General features: G+C 72.1%; 17 protein-coding genes and 1 tRNA gene. 5 read left to right on the forward strand and 13 right to left on the reverse strand.

Features of this window, described 5'->3' with window-relative positions; translation table 11 throughout:
• Positions 1-166: 166 nt before the first annotated feature.
• The 3 genes from ACZ63J_RS27670 to ACZ63J_RS27680 form a co-directional block, all read right to left on the reverse strand.
• Positions 167-349, reverse strand: coding sequence for a hypothetical protein (locus ACZ63J_RS27670; RefSeq protein WP_465303057.1), 183 nt, complete (start codon positions 347-349; stop codon positions 167-169).
• A gap of 446 nt (positions 350-795) precedes the next feature.
• A complete protein-coding gene (locus tag ACZ63J_RS27675) occupies positions 796-1,683 on the reverse strand; it encodes a hypothetical protein (protein ID WP_465402170.1) in 888 nt (295 codons plus the stop codon).
• Between the two features lie 49 nt (positions 1,684-1,732).
• A complete protein-coding gene (locus ACZ63J_RS27680) occupies positions 1,733-2,623 on the reverse strand; it encodes an AraC family transcriptional regulator (protein ID WP_465402168.1) in 891 nt (296 codons plus the stop codon).
• A 141-nt stretch (positions 2,624-2,764) separates the two neighbouring features.
• Here ACZ63J_RS27680 and ACZ63J_RS27685 point away from each other — a divergent pair, with 141 nt between their 5' ends.
• Positions 2,765-3,847 carry an aldo/keto reductase gene (locus ACZ63J_RS27685; RefSeq protein ID WP_465402166.1) on the forward strand — a complete coding sequence of 361 codons (1,083 nt, stop codon included), beginning with the start codon at positions 2,765-2,767 and terminating at the stop codon, positions 3,845-3,847.
• Here ACZ63J_RS27685 and ACZ63J_RS27690 read toward each other — a convergent pair.
• Entirely contained in the window at positions 3,841-4,611 is a 771-nt protein-coding gene (locus ACZ63J_RS27690) for an NAD(P)-binding domain-containing protein (RefSeq protein WP_465402164.1), read from the reverse strand. The two genes, ACZ63J_RS27685 and ACZ63J_RS27690, sit on opposite strands and share 7 nt — an antisense overlap.
• A gap of 8 nt (positions 4,612-4,619) precedes the next feature.
• A complete protein-coding gene (locus ACZ63J_RS27695) occupies positions 4,620-5,537 on the reverse strand; it encodes a helix-turn-helix domain-containing protein (protein WP_465402162.1) in 918 nt (305 codons plus the stop codon).
• Positions 5,538-5,608: 71 nt separating this feature from the next.
• On the opposite strand from ACZ63J_RS27695, the gene ACZ63J_RS27700 reads away from it, so the two are divergent.
• Positions 5,609-6,553 carry an NAD(P)H-binding protein gene (locus ACZ63J_RS27700; RefSeq protein ID WP_465402160.1) on the forward strand — a complete coding sequence of 315 codons (945 nt, stop codon included), beginning with the start codon at positions 5,609-5,611 and terminating at the stop codon, positions 6,551-6,553.
• Between the two features lie 3 nt (positions 6,554-6,556).
• Here the strand turns inward: ACZ63J_RS27700 and ACZ63J_RS27705 are convergent.
• Positions 6,557-6,630: transfer RNA gene (locus tag ACZ63J_RS27705), tRNA-Leu, on the reverse strand.
• 98 nt (positions 6,631-6,728) lie between these two features.
• Between ACZ63J_RS27705 and ACZ63J_RS27710 the strand changes: the two genes are divergently transcribed.
• A complete protein-coding gene (locus tag ACZ63J_RS27710; RefSeq protein WP_395925820.1) occupies positions 6,729-6,950 on the forward strand; it encodes a DUF3618 domain-containing protein in 222 nt (73 codons plus the stop codon).
• A 1-nt stretch (position 6,951) separates the two neighbouring features.
• On the opposite strand, the gene ACZ63J_RS27715 is transcribed toward ACZ63J_RS27710, so the two are convergent.
• Both ACZ63J_RS27715 and ACZ63J_RS27720 read right to left on the reverse strand, forming a co-directional pair.
• Positions 6,952-7,386: a hypothetical protein gene (locus ACZ63J_RS27715; protein WP_465402220.1), complete on the reverse strand. Its 435-nt coding sequence runs from the start codon at positions 7,384-7,386 to the stop codon at positions 6,952-6,954.
• Between the two features lie 194 nt (positions 7,387-7,580).
• The gene (locus ACZ63J_RS27720) at positions 7,581-8,180 is read right to left on the reverse strand and encodes a TetR/AcrR family transcriptional regulator (protein WP_465336441.1); all 600 of its coding nucleotides are present in this window, start codon (positions 8,178-8,180) and stop codon (positions 7,581-7,583) included.
• A 61-nt stretch (positions 8,181-8,241) separates the two neighbouring features.
• Between ACZ63J_RS27720 and ACZ63J_RS27725 the strand changes: the two genes are divergently transcribed.
• Positions 8,242-9,699, forward strand: coding sequence for a flavin-containing monooxygenase (locus ACZ63J_RS27725; protein ID WP_465402159.1), 1,458 nt, complete (start codon positions 8,242-8,244; stop codon positions 9,697-9,699).
• 45 nt (positions 9,700-9,744) lie between these two features.
• Here the strand turns inward: ACZ63J_RS27725 and ACZ63J_RS27730 are convergent, their stop codons facing one another.
• The 3 genes from ACZ63J_RS27730 to ACZ63J_RS27740 all read right to left on the reverse strand — a co-directional run bounded on the left by ACZ63J_RS27730 (position 9,745) and on the right by ACZ63J_RS27740 (position 14,770).
• Entirely contained in the window at positions 9,745-10,215 is a 471-nt protein-coding gene (locus ACZ63J_RS27730; RefSeq protein ID WP_465303075.1) for a helix-turn-helix domain-containing protein, read from the reverse strand.
• Positions 10,216-10,415: 200 nt separating this feature from the next.
• Positions 10,416-12,065: an LCP family protein gene (locus ACZ63J_RS27735; RefSeq protein ID WP_465402157.1), complete on the reverse strand. Its 1,650-nt coding sequence runs from the start codon at positions 12,063-12,065 to the stop codon at positions 10,416-10,418.
• Between the two features lie 551 nt (positions 12,066-12,616).
• Positions 12,617-14,770: a phospholipase A2 gene (locus ACZ63J_RS27740; RefSeq protein WP_465402155.1), complete on the reverse strand. Its 2,154-nt coding sequence runs from the start codon at positions 14,768-14,770 to the stop codon at positions 12,617-12,619.
• Between the two features lie 167 nt (positions 14,771-14,937).
• Here ACZ63J_RS27740 and ACZ63J_RS27745 point away from each other — a divergent pair, with 167 nt between their 5' ends.
• Positions 14,938-16,035, forward strand: coding sequence for a hypothetical protein (locus ACZ63J_RS27745; protein ID WP_465402153.1), 1,098 nt, complete (start codon positions 14,938-14,940; stop codon positions 16,033-16,035).
• On the opposite strand, the gene ACZ63J_RS27750 is transcribed toward ACZ63J_RS27745, so the two are convergent.
• Entirely contained in the window at positions 16,013-17,416 is a 1,404-nt protein-coding gene (locus ACZ63J_RS27750; protein ID WP_465402151.1) for a GGDEF domain-containing protein, read from the reverse strand. The genes ACZ63J_RS27745 and ACZ63J_RS27750 overlap by 23 nt on opposite strands.
• A gap of 317 nt (positions 17,417-17,733) precedes the next feature.
• A complete protein-coding gene (locus ACZ63J_RS27755; protein ID WP_465336449.1) occupies positions 17,734-18,948 on the reverse strand; it encodes an MFS transporter in 1,215 nt (404 codons plus the stop codon).
• Positions 18,949-19,127: the final 179 nt, after the last annotated feature.

A 19,127-nucleotide genomic window follows, 5' to 3' on the forward strand; every position in this document is an offset into this window, starting at 1 on the left:
GTGGCCGTTCGGCATCGGGGGCGTGCCGGGCGAACCCGCTCCACTCTGGCCGTGATCGCGCGTGGTTACGAGGCAACACGGGGGGTTGTCGCGCACCTGGTGCCGCCCCGTGGCCAATCCGTGACCGGAACGGCACGGGTGGTGACAATCACTCTCGACATGCCACTTAAACGGCGAGGGCGAACAACAGGATGAAGATCGCCACCCCGAACACCCAGGCGGCCATCAACCAGCCGAAATCCCGGACCGGATCCACCGCGCGGCTCTCCTCGCCGGGCACGTAGACACCCCGGCCTTCGAACCAGTCGGCCCAGCGGGCGAACCACCGCAACGGATTGCGCGACGACACGTTTCACCTCCGGGACCGGCTCTCCCGTCACAGTACGGGTTCGCCGGAGGACACCGAAAGGTGCGTGGCCGCTCACCGTCGGTGAGGTGATCTTCCACGGTCGGGTGAGGTTGGGTGGTGGTCGTGTAGCAGTTTTTGACCTTCGGTTCGGCTTTGCGATCAGCCCGCCGCGGCGGGCTGCTTCGCCCGGGGGCGAGCGTCGCGAATGACCCATTGGGGACGCGAGACGTCCCGAATGGGCCATTCGCGACACTCCCTGCGGGGTCCGCTGAGGTGTCCGGCGCTGCCGCCGCGACCGAGCGGTGCCGCGGTGGCTGGGCGGTGCTGCTGGGGTGACCCGGGCTGGCGGGCGGTGCGGCGGTGGCCGGGCGGTCCTGCCGGGGTGACCCGCGCTGCCGGGCGGTGCCGCGACCGGAGCTGACGCTGGAGCCGCAGCCGAGCCTCGCTCAGAGCTGCCCGTTGCGCTGCAGGGTCGACACCGCACCGACCGTCGCATAACCGCGCCACTCCAAAGCCGCGGCAGGCGAGAAGCTCGCGAAATCGACCCGCCAGCCACCATCATCCTGCTGCTCACCCGCCAACCGGCGCAGCTCCGCGTCGATCACGTCGTCCTTGAACAACGCCCGCGCCGGCCGGTCCGGCAGGGGCGCGAAGTCCAACGCACGCAACGTCTCCCCCTCCGAACCGCCGGCCACGGCGACCAGGCCGTCCGGCGGGAGGAACGTCGCCAGGTGCTCCAGCAGGCCCGGCGCCTCCGGGTGGAGGTCGCACGCCGCGTCGGCGAACCGGACCGCGAACGACAGTGCGATCGCGTGCGGCGGCTCCGTGAGCTCGCGGATCTCCCGGAAGCAGTACTGCGTCGCCGCGGCCAGCCATGGGTGTTCGCGCACGGCCGCATCGTGGCGGGCGACGCGCAGCGCCACCCCCGCGGCGAACGCCGTGCTCTGCAACGTCGCCACCTTCGGGTCGGCCTGGGCCCAGAAAGGCGCGCAGCCCGCGGGATCCGCCACCGGCAGGGCGAAGGGGAGCCCACCGTCCGGGAGGGACGCCGACGCCAGCCAGTCGCAGAGCCTCGCCACATGCGGTGTCGTGCGCGGGGCGATGTCTTCGAACACCTCGAACGCGTGGAGGGCGCCGCCGGGCTGGCTCTCCGGGGCGCGCAGGTCGGGCTCGAGGCCCCAGCCGTACCCGCCGTCGGGGTTGCGGTACCCGTCGACGGCGGCCAGCACCGCGTCGGTGGTCGTTTCGCCGCTGAGCAGCTGGAAGCGGCGGCTGTCGAGGAGCCGGGCGTGCGTCGCCATGAACGACGCCGCCGCGGAGAGGTTCACTGCCATGCCGCCAGCGTCGCACCGGCCGGCCCGGACATCTTGAACGGATCGGACCTCACGGCAGCTGCGCGGCCGGCGCGGTGGCCGCGCGCAGCCGGGCCGCGTCCGCGCCGGGCGGCGCGCCGAAGAGGCGGCGGTACTCGCGGTTGAACTGCGACGGGCTGTCGTAGCCGACGAGGTGCCCGACCCCGGCGACGTCCCCCGCGTCGGCCAGCAGCAGCGAGCGGGCCTCCTGCAGGCGGATCCGCTTCTGGAACTGCAGCGGGCTCATCGCCGTCACCGCGCGGAAGTGCCGGTGGAACGCCGACGCGCTCATCCCGCTCAGCTTCGCGAGCTCGTCGATCCGCATCGGCTCGGCGTAGTTCTCGCGGATCCACCGGATCGCGCGGCCGACGTGCGCCAGCCCGCTGTCGGCCAGGCCGATCTGCCGGAGCAGGCCGCCGTGCGGGCCGGTCAGCAACCGCCAGAGGATCTCGCGCTCGATCAGCGGCGCCAGCACCGGCACGTCCGCGGGGTGATCGAGCAGCCGCAGCAGCCGGACGGCCGCGTCGAGCAGCTCCGGGCCCGCGTCCCCCGTCGCGATCGGCGACGTCGGCGCGGCGCGGACCCACCGGCCGGGCGGCGCCTCCAGCAGCAGCGGCGCGATGGCCGCGGGCCGCAGGGTCAGGCCCAGCCCCAGCGCCGGCGTCTCCGGTGTCGCGCCGACGAAGTGCCCGGTCACCGGCAGCTCGGTGCTGACCAGCAGGTACTGCCCGGCGCCGTACTCGTGCACGTGGTCACCGAGCAGCAGCTGCTTGCCGCCCTGCGCCATCACGACCAGGAGCGGCTCGGCCAGCGAGTGGTGCTGCTCGCTCGTCCCGACGCGGGACAGCAGCAGGCCCGGCACTCGCGTGCGCATGTCGTCGCGGACGTGGGTGGTGATCAGGGCGCGGAGTTCGTCGAGCACCCGTCCAGGAAAGCAGCCACGCCTGCCTGTCGCAACCAGGGTTGCGAGGATCGTGCAAGAGTCCGCGTTGATCGATCTACCGCTGTACTGGGGTTACGCGGTTTCCTGGTGTTAGCCAATCCGACACCCAAGGAGAGTTCCATGCCACTCGACCACTACGTCACCCTCGGCCGGTCCGGGCTGCGCGTCAGCCCCTTCGCCCTCGGCGCGATGACCTTCGGCGAGGACCCGGGCGGCGCCGGCTGCAGCGTCGAGGAGTCGGAGAAGATCCTCGCGACCTACCTCGACCTCGGCGGCAACTTCGTCGACACGGCGAACTTCTACACCAACGGCCACTCGGAGAAGATCCTCGGCGACTTCTTCGCCGCCCACCCCGGCCGTCGTGAGCACGTCGTGCTGGCGTCGAAGTTCTTCGGCAACATGTTCCCCGGCGACCCCAACGGCGGCGGCGCGGGCCGCGCGTCGGTCATCGCGCAGCTGGAGCAGTCCCTCCGGCGGCTGCAGACGGACCACCTCGACCTCTACTGGCTGCACAACTGGGACCGCAGCACGCCGATCGAAGAGACCCTGCGGACGCTCGACGACCTCGTCCGCGCGGGCAAGATCCGCTACGTCGGCTTCTCCAACACCCCGGCGTGGGTGACCGCGCAGGCCCAGACGACGGCGCTGCTGCGCGGCTGGACGCCGTTGGTCGCGCTGCAGGTCGAGTACTCGCTGCTGGCGCGGACGGTCGAGGGGGAGCTGGCGCCGTTCGCGCTCGACCAGGGCATCGCGCTGACGCCGTGGAGCCCGCTGAAGAACGGCTTCCTGTCCGGCAAGTACCGGCGCGGCGCCGACGTCGCCGATTCGGCCCGCACGGCGTTCGTGGGCGGCCCGAGCGAGGCGGAGTACGCCGTCATCGACGCCGTCGCCTCGGTCGCCGCCGAGCTGGGGACGACGTCCGCCGCGGTGGCGCTGCAGTGGCTGCGGTCGCGGCCGGGCACCGTCGTCCCGATCGTCGGCGCGCGGCGGCTGGAGCACCTGACCGGCAACCTCGCCGGCCTCGACGTCATGCTCACACCGGCGCACCTCGCCGTGCTGGACGAGGTTTCGGCGCCGGAGCTGGACTACCCGGCCCCGATGCACGGCGCCCAGCGGGCGATGCTGCAGTTCGCGGGCACCACGGTCGACGGCGAACCGTCCACTGTGTACCCGCCGCTGCTGCAGAGCGACGTCCGCTACTGACCCTTGACGCGGGCGAGGACGTCGTCGAGTCCTCGCCGCACGAGGTCGGGCACGCCGTCGCGGCGCAGGCCGGCCAGGAACTGCTCGTTGATCCCGCCCGGGGTCATGTGCTTGCCGGCCAGCGCTTCGAGGGTGCCGTCGTGCTGGGAGAGCGTGTGGCCGAGCTCGCCGTAGACGTGGGCGACGTAGCCGTTCGCGTCCTCGGTCGCGACGCCGTGCTCGGCCATCCAGCTCGCGATCGTGGCGAGCTGGTCGAGGTGCGCGGCGAAGGTGGCCGTCGCCGCGCTGAAGGCGTCCAACGTCGCTTCGTCGCCGGGGACGACAACGTCGCCGACGCTCTCGTAGAGGGTCCGCGCGACGGCGTCGTCGGGGTACATCGCGGTGCGGCTCGAGGCCCGGCTCGCCGTCGGCAGCGGGATGGACCGGACGATCCGCGTGGCCGGCGCGACCCACTCGCGCAGCTGCGCCAGCCCGACGCCGGCGAGCACGCTCACGACGACGTGCTCCGGCCGGAAAGCCAGCTGTGCCAGCACTTCCTGGGCGACCTGCGGACGCACGGCGACGACGACCACCGTGGCGGTGTCCAGCACTTCCTGGTTGTCCGCGCCCACGCGCACGTTCGGGAACCGCGCGGCCAGGCCGTGTGCGACGTCGTGGTTGCGCGGGGAGAGGACGATCGGCGGCGGATCGGCGACGCCGGTGCTGAGGCCTTCGACGATGGCGGCCGCGATCTCGCCGGCACCCACGAACCCGTAGGACTGCATGGCGAACCCTAACCGCGGAAGGTGCGGCGGTAGGTGTCCGGGGGCACGCCGACGGTGCGGTTGAAGTGCCGCCGCAGGGTGGCCGCCGTGCCCATGCCGACCGCCTCCGCGATGGAGTCGACGCTGTCGCCCGTCTTCTCCAGCAGTTCCTGCGCCCGCCGGATCCGCTGGACGAGCAGCCACTGCAACGGCGTTGTGCCGGTCACCGTCCGGAAGTGCCGGCCCAGGTGACGGGAGCTGAGGTTGGCCTGGCGGGCGAGATCGGCCACCGTGAGCGGCTGGTCGAGCCGGGCCGTCACCCACGGCAGCAGGCCGGTCAGCGGGTGGTCGTCGCGCGCGGGCACCGGCGCGGTGACGTACTGGGCCTGCCCGCCGGCCCGGTGCGGCGGCACGACCAGCCGGCGGGCGACGGTGTTGGCGGCCGCCGAGCCGTGGTCGGCGCGGACGAGGTGCAGGCACAGGTCCATCGCGGCGGCCTTGCCGGCCGAGGTGAGCACACTGCCGTTGTCGACGTAGAGGACGTCCGGGTCGACCGTGACGGCGGGATAGCGGGCGGCCAGCGCGTCGGTGTGCGCCCAGTGCGTGGTCGCGCGCAGCCCGTCGAGCAGGCCGGCGGCGGCCAGCACGAACGCGCCCGTGCAGAGCGACGCCACCCGCGCGCCGGCCGTGTGGGCCGCGCGGACGGCGTCGACCAGGTCGGCCGGCGGGTCGCTGCCGACGTCGGCCCACCCGGGCACGATCACGGTGCCGGCGCGCGCCAGCCGGTCGAGCCCGTGGTCCGGCTCCAGCCGGAACCGCCCGACCCGGACCGGCGCCGAGCCGCAGACGGCGAAGTCGTACCGGCGGTCGTCCCCGAAGACCTCGGTGGCGATGGCCAGCTCGAAGGACAACATCCCGTCGGTGGCGGCGAGCGCGACTGCGTGCATGTCCGAAACTGTACGCAGGAGGGCGTTCCGGACACTGGTGACGCTGCCGGGTCGCCGCGAGGATCGGCTACATGACTTCGGTACTGGTTTACGGCGCTTACGGACACACCGGGCGCTTCGTGGTGGACGAGCTGCTCGCCCGCGGGTTTTCGCCGGTCCTGTCCGGCCGTGACGCGGCGAAGCTGCCCACCGGCCGCCCGGCGCGGGTGGACGACCCGGCGGCGCTCGACCGCGCTTTCGAGGGGGTCGCGGCGGTGATCAACACGGCGGGCCCGTTCGCGGCGACGGCCGTCCCGCTCATCGAGGCGGCGGCGCGCGCCGGCGTCCCGTACGTGGACGTCGCGGCCGAGATCGAGGCGAACCTGGACACGTTCGCGCTGGACGTGCCGATCGCGGTGGTCCCGGCGATGGCGTTCTTCGGCGGCCTGGGCGACCTCCTGGCCACGACGGCGATGGGCGACTGGGAGAAGGCGGACGAGGTCCACGTCGCGTACGGGCTCAGCGGCTGGCACCCGACACCCGGCACGCTGGCGGCGGGCCGAGTGTCCCGCGAACGCCGCGACGGCCGGCGCCTCCGTTATGCGAACGGCCGCCTGGAGCACCGCGAGGACGCGCTGCCGTCGCTGGAGTGGGCGTTCCCGGCGCCGCTGGGGCCGCGGCCGGTCCTGGGCGAGTTCACGATGGCGGACGTCGTGACGATCCCCCGCCACATCGAGGTCCCGAACGTGACGACGTACATGACGACGTCCGCGGCCGAGGAGCTGTCGGCGGGCAGTTCGCGGGGCGACGAGCCGGAGACGTTCGTGGTGGACGTCGTGGTGCGCTCAGGGGCTTCGGAACGCCGGGCGGTGGCTCGTGGCCGGGACATCTACGCGGTGAGCGCGCCGCTGGCGGTGGAGGCGGTGGAGCGGCTCCTGACCGGCCGGGCGCGGGTGAAGGGGGTCGCCTCGGCGGGGGAGATGTTCGACGCGCCGGACTTCCTCCGCGCGCTGGCGCCGCACATCAAGCTCGACTAGGGGTGGGCCCGGAGAGACTCGAACTCTCACTGGCATGGACCTAAACCATGTGCCTCTGCCAATTGGGCTACGGGCCCCCAGCACTCGGAAGCGTAGCGTGCGGCGTGGCCCGTGCGGCGGCGGTGGGGGCGTCGACTAAGTTGTCGCTGGAAGCACCTTGCGGCGAGGAGGACACGTGGCTCGCGATCCCGAGACGATCGAGCGTGAGATCGAGCAGGCCAGGACCGCTCTGGCGGCGACGCTCGACCAGCTGACCGTCAAAGCGGACCCCAAGAAGCTCGCGGAGTCGGCGAAGGACGGCGTGCGCGCCAAGCTGGACAACCCCAAGGTGAAGTACCCGCTGATCGGCGCGGGTGTGCTCGTGCTCGTCCTGCTGGTGCGCAAGCTCCTCAAGTAGCTCAGGCGTCGGCCGGAGTCTTGGTCTCCGGGGCCGGCTCCGGCTCCGGGGCCTTGGCCTCCTCGACGGCCTTGGGCAGCTGCTTGCTCGGCGGCAACGCGGGCTTCTTGTCTGCGGGAGCAGCCGCGGCCGCTGCCGGCTCTTCGGTCTGCTGCTTCGGCACACTGCCGGGCGGCGGGACCTCGAGCGGCGGGAGCTTCGGGAGCGTCAGCCGGGCGGTCATGTAAGCGCTGGTGAAGTCGAACGCACTGCCGTTGAGCAGGTGCACCACCGTCGCCTTGCCGTTGCCGCCGAGCTCCTCGACCAGCTGGTCGGCCCGGTCGCGCGCGGCGATGATGCCGGGCGCCCGCGCGGTCAGCTCCTTGCCGTGGCCGCTGACCGTGATCGCCCAGTCGGCGTCCTCCTGGACGTACGTCGCCGTGATCGCTTCCACCATCTGCCTCACGCCCCTCTCCATGCCTACACAACCGTGACGCGGTCGCCGCGATTCCATGACGCGGTAACTGCGCCCCCTCTCGGCCGTGAAGGTCCAGCACACTTTCTACCGTGTCTTCAGTACCGTAGAGCAACTCTGTGTCACACGACACGACAGCGCTGAGTAACGACCGAATGGCCTAATGCACGCGCAGGTTACCGTGCACGGCTCCCGAGGCCGCTCCACAGCACGTCCATGGCGTATTCGGTGGCCATTTCGGGGGTCACCTCATCGTGTCGCTCACACCAGATCGCGAGCCGTTCGCACGCCCCGACCACGAATTCCGCCGCCGCTTCGGCCCTCAGGTCGTCCCCGCTGTCGAAGTGGCCACTCATCAGTGCGGCGATCAGGTCGGTCTGCTGACGGCGGGTCTCCTCGACCTCGTCGGCGGCCGGCGTGCCGATCAGCGCCATCTCGTGCCGCAGCAGCGACCACGCCTCGCGTCGCTCCCGGATGAAGACGAAGAACGCCAGCAGGCCGCGGCGCAGCGCGTCCTCGGCGGTGGCCGCGCCGACGGTCGCCTGCTCGGTGACCTCGCGCAGCACCGACCGCGACTCGCGGATGCAGGCCAGGAGCAGGCCTTCCTTCGAGTTGAAGTACTCGTAGAGCATCGGCTTCGAGACGCCCACCAGCTCGGCGATCTCGTCCATGGACGCCGCCGCGTAGCCGCGCGCCGAAAAGACCTGTTCGGCGACCTCGACCATCTGCCGCATCCGCTCGGCCCGGGGCATGCGCTTGCGCTTCGCGGTGGTCACGGGCGACACTCTACCGGTAGTAACCTACTCTGAGTAAGTTAGCTCGCAACCGGGAGGCGTCATGGGCAACCGCACGGAGACCGGGGTCGTCATCGTCGGGACCGGGTTCTCCGGTCTCGGCATGGCGATCCAGCTGCGCAAGGAGGGCCGCGACGACTTCGTCATCCTCGAAAAGGCGCACGACGTCGGCGGCACCTGGCGCGACAACAGCTACCCCGGCTGCGCCTGCGACATCCCGTCGCACATGTACTCGTTCTCGTTCGAGCAGAACCCGGGCTGGTCGCGGGCCTACTCGCCGCAGCCGGAGATCTGGCGCTACATGCGCGAGGTCGCCGACAAGTACGACCTGCGGAAGTTCGTCCGCTTCGGCCAGGAGATGACCGGCGCGCGCTGGGACGGTGACGAGAACCGCTGGCACGTCGCCACGAGGGGCGGCGACGAGTTCGTGGCGGGCGCGCTGGTCGCCGGGGTCGGGGCGCTGCACCTGCCGCAGATCCCGGAGCTGCCGGGGATCGAGAAGTTCGCCGGCCCGGCGTTCCACTCGGCACAGTGGCGCCACGACGTCGACCTCGCCGGCAAGAAGGTCGCCGTGATCGGCACCGGCGCCAGCGCCGTCCAGTTCGTGCCGAAGATCGCCCCGGACGTCGAAGCGCTGACGCTGTTCCAGCGCACCCCGCCGTGGATCATGCCGAAGGCCGACCACGAGATGTCCGGGCGCACGCGCGCGCTGTTCAAAGCGTTCCCGCCGGCCCAGCGCGCCTACCGCACCCTGCTGTACTGGCTGCTCGAAGCCCGCGCGATCGGCTTCAACGGCCAGTCGTGGGTGATGAAGCTCGGCCAGCGCCTGGCCAAGCGCAACATCGACGGCGCGATCCAGGACCCGGCGCTGCGCCGCAAGGTCACGCCGGACTACACCATGGGCTGCAAGCGCGTGCTCATCTCCAACGACTACTACCCGGCGCTCGCGCGGGACAACGTCGACGTCGTCACCGACGGCGTCCGGGAGGTCCGCGAGCACAGCGTCGTCGACGCGGCCGGCGTCGAGCACGAGGTCGACGCCATCGTCTACGGCACCGGCTTCCACGTCACCGACGCCTTCGACGACCTGGAGATCGTCGGGCGCGACGGGCGCAACCTCGGCAAGGAGTGGGCGACCGAGGGGATGCGGACGCACCTCGGGATCACCGTCGCCGGCTTCCCGAACCTGTTCTTCCTGCTCGGGCCGAACACCGGCCTCGGGCACAACTCGGTCGTGTTCATGATCGAGGCGCAGATCTCCTACGTCGCCGAGGCGCTGCGGCTGGCCCGCGGCAAGGCCATCGAGCCGAAGGAGGACGTGCAGGAGCGGTTCAACCGCGACATCCAGCGGAAGCTGGCGAAGGGCATCTGGACGCGCGGGGGCTGCAAGAGCTGGTACCTGGACGCGAAGGGCGTCAACCGGACGATCTGGCCGGGCTTCACGTGGCGCTACTGGCTCGACACGCGGAAGGTGCGGCGCGAGGACTACCTGGTCGGCTGACCGGTGCGGCCCCACCGGCGGAGGAGGCCGGTGGGGCCGCGGGGATCAGCGGGAGGCGTACCGGCGGAGGCGGGCGATCAGGTCCACCGTGGGCAGCCCGCACAGCTCGGCCATGCGCTCCAGCGCGGGCAGGTCGAGCGCGACCTCGCCGGCGCCCTGCTCGCCGGCCTGGCGCAGGCGGTCTTCGGCCCAGCGGCGCAGCGGGAGGAGCTCGGGGGAGGCGTCGGCGACCACCTTGCGCAGGTCGACGCGGACGCGGCCGGGCTCGTCGACGAACACGCGGCGGTGCACCTTGGCCAGCAGGTCCTGGGGCAGCTCGTCCATAGCGACGCAGAGCTCGACCAGCCGCACCACGGAACACTGTCTGGTGCCCAGCTCGTAGGTGGCCAGCGTCTGCAGGGAGATCTCGCTCTGCAGGTGCTGGTTCAGCTCCTTGCGCGTCCACCCTCGGCTGCGCCTGAGCTTGCGGAGCTCGTCCCCGAGTATCCGCTGGTAGTCCTCGGCGTCGATCAGCACATCAATGTCCCCTGCCGTGCTCCTCCACGGCACCCGCACGGACGTGACAGTCCGGTGCGCGTGCACCCTCACGTGTATGTAAGTGCGCGGGTGCCCGGGCATTACGCGGATTCGGGCATGTCTTTGATACCGATTGCTTGAGTTAGGCCGAACGGGTTAACGGCACGGGGAGTCACGGTGCAAGTTGCAGACGCCGTGACTCAGTTGACGCAGGGCACGCCCTCGGCCGTGATCGGCTTGGACCCCTCGTCGGCCGGCGGCGGCGCGGCCTGCGACGTCGGCGCCGCGGAGGCTCCGGCGCCGCTGGAGTTCGAGCTCGGCGCCTGGTAGTCGGCGCCGAGGAACACCATCACGTGCCCGGTCTGGACGCTCTTGTCCTCTTGGATCGTCGGCGAGCCGCCGAGTGCGTCCGCGACGGCCTGGCCCTTGTCCTTGCCGCCCTTGGGCACCCAGATCACGGTCGTCTTGCGCGAGGTCGCGTTCGCCGTGTCGCCGGAGCTGAAGCCCTTGCCTTCGAGCGTCTTGGCGACGCTCGCGGCCAGGCCGGTCTTGCCGGAGGCGTTGCGGACGTCGACCGTGGTCGCCTTGTTCGCGGGGTCGGCCTGCTGGGCCGGCGGCGCCGTCTGGCCGGGCTGCGGCCCGGCGAGGCCCTGCACGAACTGCTTGACCTCGGCCGGGTCGACCTGGATCGCGGTGCCGTCCTCGGGGGTCTTGTACTCGATGTTCTTCACCGGGATCGTGCGGAACTCGAGCTGACCGCCGGTCAGGCCCTTCATCTGCTGGGCGAACCCGAAGACGTCCCAGTTCTGGTTGAGCACGACCGACTTCTTGATGGCGTCGATCAGGTCGGTGAGCTTGCCCGGGTTGGTCAGCGTGCCGGCCGAGAGCACCTTGCGGGCCATGCCGGCCATGAACACCTGCTGCCGGACGACCCGGTCGAGGTCGCCGTTGGGCAGGCCGTGGCGCTGCCGGACGAACTCGAGCGCCTCGACGCCGGAGATCGTGTGCTGCCCCTTGGTGAAGTTCGCGCCAGAGTACTGGTCCTTGACGTTGTCGTTCAGGCAGACGTCGACCCCGCCGATGGCCTTGGTGATGTCGCTGAAGCCGAGCAGGTTGACCGCGGCGTAGTTGTCGATGGTGGACCCGGTGAGCTTCTGGATCGTCTCGATCAGCTCCTTCGCCCCGGCCTGGTTGGCCTTGACGTCGAGCTCCTTCGGGTCGGAGACGCCCTGTTTCTGCAGGTCCTTGCGCGCCGACAGCATCGCGCGCGCGTACGCCGAGTTGATCTTGTGCTTGCCGTAGCCGCCGGGGATGTCGACGTAGGTGTCACGGGGGATCGAGATCGCGACGGCCTTGCTGCCGTCGTTCGGGATGTGCACGAAGATCAGCGAGTCGGTGTTGAGCTCGCCGTCGGACTCGCCGGCCCGCAGCTGGTCGAGCACCTCGCGCGACAGCGGGTTGCCCTGGGCGTCGGTCCGGCTGTCCAGGCCGACGAGGAGGATGTCGCGGGCGCCGTCGGCGGGCTTCTCGCCACCGCCGTTGTCGTCGATCACGTTGGCGTAGTTCAGCCCGTTGACCAGGCCCTGCATCGCGGCCCACGCGTAGCCGGTCAGGCCCATCACCAGCAGCGACACGACGGTCAGCGCGATCTTCGCGCCCCGGAAGGAGTTGCGGCGGGCTCGCGGGGCCGGTCGCGGCTCGGGCCGCCGGCGCGCGTCCACCGGCTCACGCCGGGGTGCGGGACGGCGGGGCGGCGGCGTCGCGCGCCGGACGTCGTCCCGGCCTGGCTCGTCCTGCCAGGGCCGGGCGGGGCGGCGGCCGCCTTGCCCGTTCCGAGGCGGGTGATCCACGCGGGTGACTCCTCACTGCATTCGATCGGTGGTCTCCAGGTTGGGACGCATGGTGCCTCCCCGGGGTTGCGGTAGCGTTACACATCCCCCTCCGAATGTGGCGCGCACCACCCAGTTTCCCGCATGTTCGCCGGTTTCGCCTGGTCAGGACGGTGCGTTCACCGGGCGGCGGAGAGGTGGAGCTGGTCGGGCGTGGTTCGCGGGCCGGTGGGACGGGCGAGGCGTGGCCGGGCGAGGCTGGCCCGGGCCGGGCCGGGCCGGGCCGGGTCAGGCGGGGCCGGGCCGGGTCAGCCGGGTCAGGAGGGGCAGGGCCAGGCGTGACCAGGCGAGGCGTGACCAGGCGAGGCCGGGTCAGGCGGGGCAGGGCAGGGCCAGGCGAGGCAGGGCCAGGCGAGGCCAGGCGCTCGGCGGGGCGAGGCCGGGCCAGGTGAGGCCAGGCGCTCGGCGGGGCGAGGCAGGGCAGGGCGTGGCCGGGCGAGGCGTGGCCAGGTGGGGCCGGGCCGGGTCAGGCGTGGCAGAGCCGGGCCGCGGTGGGTCGTGCGCGTCGCCGGTCAGGGCGTTGCGTTCACCGGGCGGCGGGCCGGCAGCAGGGTGCCGGCCGCGGCGAGCAGGGCGAACGCCGCCGTCACCGCGTGCAGCGTGACGCCGAGGAACCCTGGTGTCGTGCCGTCGGCGGCGAACAGCAGCGAGGGCGCGCAGGCCAGCGCCGTCGCGAGCCAGGTGCCCGTGGCCGCGCCCGCGCCGAGGCGGATCGTGTGCAGCAGGAACACCCCGAGCAGCAGGTGCACCAGGCTCTGGATCGGGTCGAGTCGCAGGCCCAGCAGGTCGGCGTCCGCCGCGACCCCGCCGAAGCGGGTCAGGGCGAAGCCGAACACGCCGAGCGTCGCGTAGCCGATGCCGAACCCGGCCGCGGCGCGGGTCAGCACCGCCGCCCGGCGGCCGGGGAGCTCGGCCGCGCGCGGCGGCCGCCCGTGGTGGCTGTGCCGCTCGAACCACCAGAACACCAGCGTCGCCGGGACCGCGAGCAGCCCGACGGCGACCAGCGTCCGCGGCCGGACCAGCCAGCTCAGCCCGTCGGCGATCCGGCCGGGGAGGTAGACGACCGCGACCAGCAGCAGCATCGCGGCGAGGAACGCCAGGTAGAGGCTCATCGGCGCGCGCAGCACGAACCGGCACGCGCGGGCGACGCCCGGCCGCCGCGCCAGCCGCGTCAGCGGGCCGGCCAGCAGCCCGAGCAGGCCCAGCTGCACCAAACCCAGCAGGAGCACGCCCCACGGCGGCGCCGAGAACGCCGCCGGGGCGCCCGGGCTGCCGAGCAGGACAGGCGGCCCGTCCCGCAGGACGCTCGCCACGGCGAGGCCCGCGACACCGGTCGCGGCGGCGAAGGCGAGCAGACGTCGTGACGGGCGTACGCCGTCAGCGTGCGCGAAGGCGAGTTGCTGGGCGAGGAGCGCGAGGGCGAACGTCGCCGCGTAGCGCGGCAGCGGCGAGCCGGACCAGTTCGCGACGACCTCACCGGCGACGACCAGCACCAGCAACCCGGCGGCCGCGCTCACCGGCGCCCGGCGGTGCAGGGCCAGCAGCGGCGGCGCGCAGACGATCGTCAGCAGGTAGACCCCGAGCAGCCAGAGCGGATGCACGGCGATGCGCATGACCGTCGCCGTGGTGCCCGCCGGGATGCCGAGGAGCTCGAGCGCGAGCGGCGTCAGCAGCGCGACGACCGCGAAGATCAGCGCCGGCCGCAGCAGCGGGCTGGCGCGTTCGGCCAGGTAGTGGCGGTAACCGCTGCCGTCGGCCCGGCCGGCGCGCCAGCCCGCCGCGTTGGCGTGGCCGCCGGCGAAGTAGATCAGCGGGGTGAGCTGGGCGAGCCAGGTCAACGGCCAGAGCGCCGGCTCGGGCGCGCCCGCCCAGTGCGCGAGCGCCGTCACGGACTCGCCGAGCAGCAGGAGGACAACACCGCCGGCGCCGAGCAGCGCCCAGTTGGTGACCGGCGCCGGGGTGGCGGGCGGTGCGGGGACGGGGGCCTGACGGCGGGTGTGCAGCCAGCCGCGCAGCCGGAACACCAGCAGGCAGCCGATCACGAGCACCCCGGCGACCATCGGGCCGATCGGGTCGCCGACCGGCGGGCCCCAGCGCTGGTGCCAGGAGTTGACGACCAGCCCGGCCGAGTAGAGGGACGCGACGATCCGGCAGGTGCCCGCGGAGTTCATCGGGTTGAGGTCGCACGCGTGGTGCATGTCGTGCGAGAGCTGGTTGTCCAGGGCCTCGCGGACCTCGGGCCCGAGCGGGTGGCCCTTGCGGTCGGCGTAGCGCAGCAGGTCGTAGCCGAGGTCGTGGGACTTGCACGGCACGGCGTAGTCCCACTTCGTGTTGTCGTCGCCCCACGGGGTGGAACAGCCGCCGTCGACGTGCACCGCGCGGACCGTGCCGTCGCGGGCCGTCAGGACCCCCGGGGTGACGCCGCTGAGCGCGGTGAAGTCCTTCGGCAGCCGCGCCAGCGCGTCGGGGTGCGGGCCGGGGTGGACGAGCGCCTCGATCGCGTTCTGCGCGGCGAGGACGTCGCCGGTCGGCGGGCCCTGGTCCGGCGGCGACGGCGGGCGCGAGGCGATCAGCCCGAACGCGAAGACGACCAGCAGGACCAGCAGCAGCCAGCCCGACGTCGACCAGGGTCGGCGGACACGCGGCGGCTCGGGCGGGGCTGGCATGGGTTCCAGGGTGCCAGCCCCGCCTCGGCGCCGACATGGGGATAACCCCAAGGGTTCGCGGCTGCTTTCCCCTAGGCTGCCCCGTCGGCTGCCCGTTCTTACGTTCCCCTGTGTCACGCCGCGGCGGAGACTGGTGGAAGGGGGCACGGCGACCAGGAGGGCGTCCAGTGGGCTCGACCGATCCCGGCGGCGGGCGGCCCGCCGTGCCCGTGGAGAACACCGTCCGCGCGCTGCGCCACCTCGCGCCCGGAGCGTGCCTGCGCGAACCACGGTCTCCGGAGCTGCGCGCTTTGGCCCGGGTGTTGCGCGCGGCCTCGCCGGCGACGCTGGCCCGGACCCATCCCCGGCTGGTCGGCCGGGTGGTGCTGGCCCACCAGCTGCGCCTGCTCGACCGCGCGATGACGGGCCTGTTCGGCGCGAGCTGCCCGGAGTCGGCCCGGCTGGTCCGGGCGGCCCGGTTCAGCGGAACGTGGCGCGCGGGCCGGCGGGCGGGCCCGCTGCTCGACCGCCTGCGTGCGGAGCCGGGCCTGCGAGCGGCCGCGTTGGGGTGGGCGGAGGTCATGGGGTGCCGGCTGCTGGCCGGGGAGCTGTGCGGGGCCGAGGTGGTTCCGCGGGATGAGGACGGCTTGCTGGCCGCGGAGCTGACGGTGGCCGCGCTGCTGCCACGACCGGACTTCGGCGAGTACGAGGGCGGGGTCCTGCTGGGCGGGGCGGGCCGCGAGTGCGCGCGTGGAGCTGGGCCGGGTGGTCGGCCTGCGCCCGGCGATGGCGCTGGGCTGGGCGCCCCGTCCGCGCCGAGCGAGCGAGCCGAGCCTGCCGGCGAGTTCGCGCCGGAGCATCGCGCTGAACAAAGCGGCGGCGCCGAAGCCAAGCCGATCGACCCAGCCGACCCCAGCCGCACCGGTTTCCTCGACGTGCGCTCCCTGGCCGTCGGCGCCACCGGCTTCCGGGTCGACGTCGAAGCGGACACCCCCGTCGAACTCCGCCACGACGGCACTGCCCTCACCCTGCGCGCGCTCTGGTGGAACGGGCTCGGGCGGGTCACCGACGATCTCGGCCACGCCTACCTCGTCCTCGCCAAGGACCCCGCCGGGACCGGCACCGTCCGGCACTGGTGTCACCCGCGCCCGGATCCGCGTGCGAGCGTGCTGCGGCTGGAGTCCGCCGGTTACCGCGGGGAACGGCTGCGGCTCGACCCCGCGTCGGCCGGGACTTCCGCTGAAGTGCTCGTCAAGCTGGAGCTCACCGTTCGGCTGGGGGCGTGACGTCCGGGGCGAAGCAGACCTGGTCGCGGCCGTTCTCCTTCGCCAGGTAAACCGCCGCGTCCGCGGATTGGAGGAGGCGGTCGAGCGTGTCGCCGTGGCGGGGGTGGCGGGCGACGCCGATGGACGTCGTGCGGTCGGTGATCGTGGCCGGGTCGCCGCGTTTGTCCGTGGTCACGATATGCAACTTCGCAATCGCAACACGTATGCGCTCGGCGGCGTCCCAGGTCGCCTCTTCGTTGATGTCCGGGAGCAGAATGAGGAATTCCTCACCGCCGAAACGGCCGACCAAGTCGCTCGGTCTCGTCACTTCGTCGAGCGTTTGCGCAACGGTGCGGAGCACGTCGTCGCCCGCCGGATGTCCATAGGTGTCGTTAATCCACTTGAAGTGGTCGAGATCGACCATCAGGAGGGCCAGTTGATCACCCGATCGAGCGGTCCGTTCCAGCGCCCGCTCCGCTGACTCCGACCAGCCGCGCATGTTGAGAATGCCGGTTTTCGGGTCGGTCCGGACGTCGTTCTGCAGCTGGTCCAGTTCCGCGAGGCGATTGAAGACCACCGTCGCGACGGCCATCACGACGACCATCGGCGGCACCACGGCAAGCAGGATCGCGGTCACCGCGCCGAGGCCGATGGTGACCGCTTCGAGAAGGTTGTCGGCCGGGCTGCCCAGTACGTTACGCAAGGTCGGCTCGGACGAAAGCCCGAGCGCCAGTGCGCCGCCGACGTAGAGGATCTGGATGGCTTCGTAGACGACACCGGTGACGACGATCGCGCCCGCCTCGTGCCAGAACGTGCCCCACCCCGGCTGCCCGAGCAGGTGCGGTCCGAGCGCCCCGTAGGTGAGGTGGGCGAGCGCGCCGGCGAGGCCGTGCGTGATCGACGAGAAAATGAAGTTGTGGGCCGGGCGCCGGGCGATGAACCAGTGTTGCAACCGGATGAGGAAAACGATGAGCAGCGTCAACGGGACCGGCAGGATCAACGCGGCGGAAAACGTCCACACGGCGGTGAGGTCGATCAGCACCTTTTTGGTGCGGTTTCGCCTTCGTTCTTCCTGGCGCTGCGTCAGTTGGATGTGGACGGTGGCGCCGACGGCGAGTATTCCGAAATTGATCCAGTCGCGCCCGCCGGGAATCGCGGAACGGGAGAACGAAATCGCCAGCACGGCGACCGCGACGACCTCGAGCCCGAGCATGAACGCGATCAGCACCGGCGGGCGGCGCCAGAGCGCCCAGTTGCCGGGCAGATACGGATGGTCGCGTCCGGTGGTCCGGTCCGGACCGCCCGCCGGTTCGGCGTGCGTGTTCACCGGCGGGCTCGCGGCCGGTCGCCCGGCGGCGGCCCGGCCGGCCGCGGACGGGTCGTCGTCTGCTCCGGGATGCAATTGGTCACCTCCTTTCCAGCCTAGCCGCGGACTTGAGTAATCTCATCGGTACCCGCCTAGAGTGTTGACGCATTCCGTGGTTGGGTATCATCCTTCAGCAACGCCAACCACCGGGTTGTCGGCCGAACTGCCGGGAACTCGGCTCAATCGGTTGTTCATGCTTCCCAAGATGGAGGTGGACCAGTGCGTAACCGTGACGCCTGAGTCGGCCGCGAATTGCTCGCCGTCCCCAGCTGAATGTCATTCATGATCTTGCCTGTACGGAGAGGTGACGACCGATGTCGAACCGTGACGGCTGAAACCCGGTGAGTTTCCGTTCATGACAACCGCGGCTCCGGTCGCGGTTCGGCGGCCCGGCGCCAGGCCAACGCCACCGGGACGGCCAGCAGCAGCCCCACCGCGCCGGCGAGCGCGATGGTCGTGTTCGCCGAACCGAGCCATTGCGCCACCAGTCCGCCGATGCCCACGCCCACCCCCTGGGCGACCCGCAGCCCGGTCCGGTACAGCCCGCCGGCGCTGCCGCGGATGTCGTTGGGCACCCACGTGATGAACGTGGCCGACACCGTGATGACGTAGGCGCCCGTCGCCCCGGCGAGCGCGAGCAGGACCAGCGCGAACGCGAGGTTCGGGCGCAGGACGAACGCCGCGAGCGCGGCCAGCGGCAACGCGGCCAGCACGCCCAGCAGCTTGCGGCGGTGCTCGGTCGAGACGTACCGCGAGAGCAGGAACGTGCCGAGCACGAAGCCCAGCGGGTCGGCGGCCAGCAGCCAGCCGACCGCTTGGTCGCCCGCGCCGAGCTGTGCGGCGAGCGGCGCCGCGAGGCCCTCCGGGATCACCGCGAGGCCGACGAGCCAGGACAGGTAGAGCAGCACGCGCAGCCGTTCGTCGCCGAAAACCTGCCGGACGGCGCCGAACCACGGGGCGCCCCCGTTCCCGGCGGCCGGCCGGCGCAGCACCAGCACCCGCACGGCGACGGCGGCGACGAGGAACGTCAGCGCGTCGATCCCGAGCGCCCACGACGTGCCGATGGTGGTCACCAGCAGCCCGCCGACGGCGAGGCCGGCCAGCATCGCGGTGTTGTTCGTGATCCCGCGCAGGTCCTGGCTCTGCAGGTAGATGTCGTCGTCGTCGAAGATCTCCCGGCCGAGCGCGTTCTGCGCCGCGTTGCACGGCGCGTTCGCCAGCCGGGCGAAGACGAACAGGACGAACAGCCAGCCCATCGGCATGCCCGGCACGGCCATCAGCCCGATCAGCACGGCCTGCGCGAACGACCCGGTGACGAGCACCGCGCGCCGCGGGAACCGGTCCGCGAGCTGGGACAACCCGAGCCCGCCGGCGAGCGCGGGCAGGAACGTGAGCGAGTAGACGACGGCCGAGAGCAGCGGCGACCCGGTCCGGTCGAAGATCAGGATCGCCAGCGCGACGATGGTGAGCTGGTCGCCGAGCATGGACTGCGTTTCGGCGAACCACAGCGCGCGGAACTCGCGGTTGGCCAGGACGGCCCGGAGCCGGGGCTTCGCGCGCGTCGCCACCTGTTAACCACCGTCCCCCGATCGAGTGAACCTGGACCGTCCGCATTGTGCCTCGTCCGTGACGACCCCGTCCGGGGGTGTCACGGCCGACCTCCCGGAAGCACTATCAGTATGCCGCCGACTACACGCCGATGTCCCCGGAACGCGCATCCCTGCTCCGTTCGGAGCCGATCGGGTTA

It is taken from the genome of Amycolatopsis sp. NPDC104863 (genome assembly GCF_055582965.1).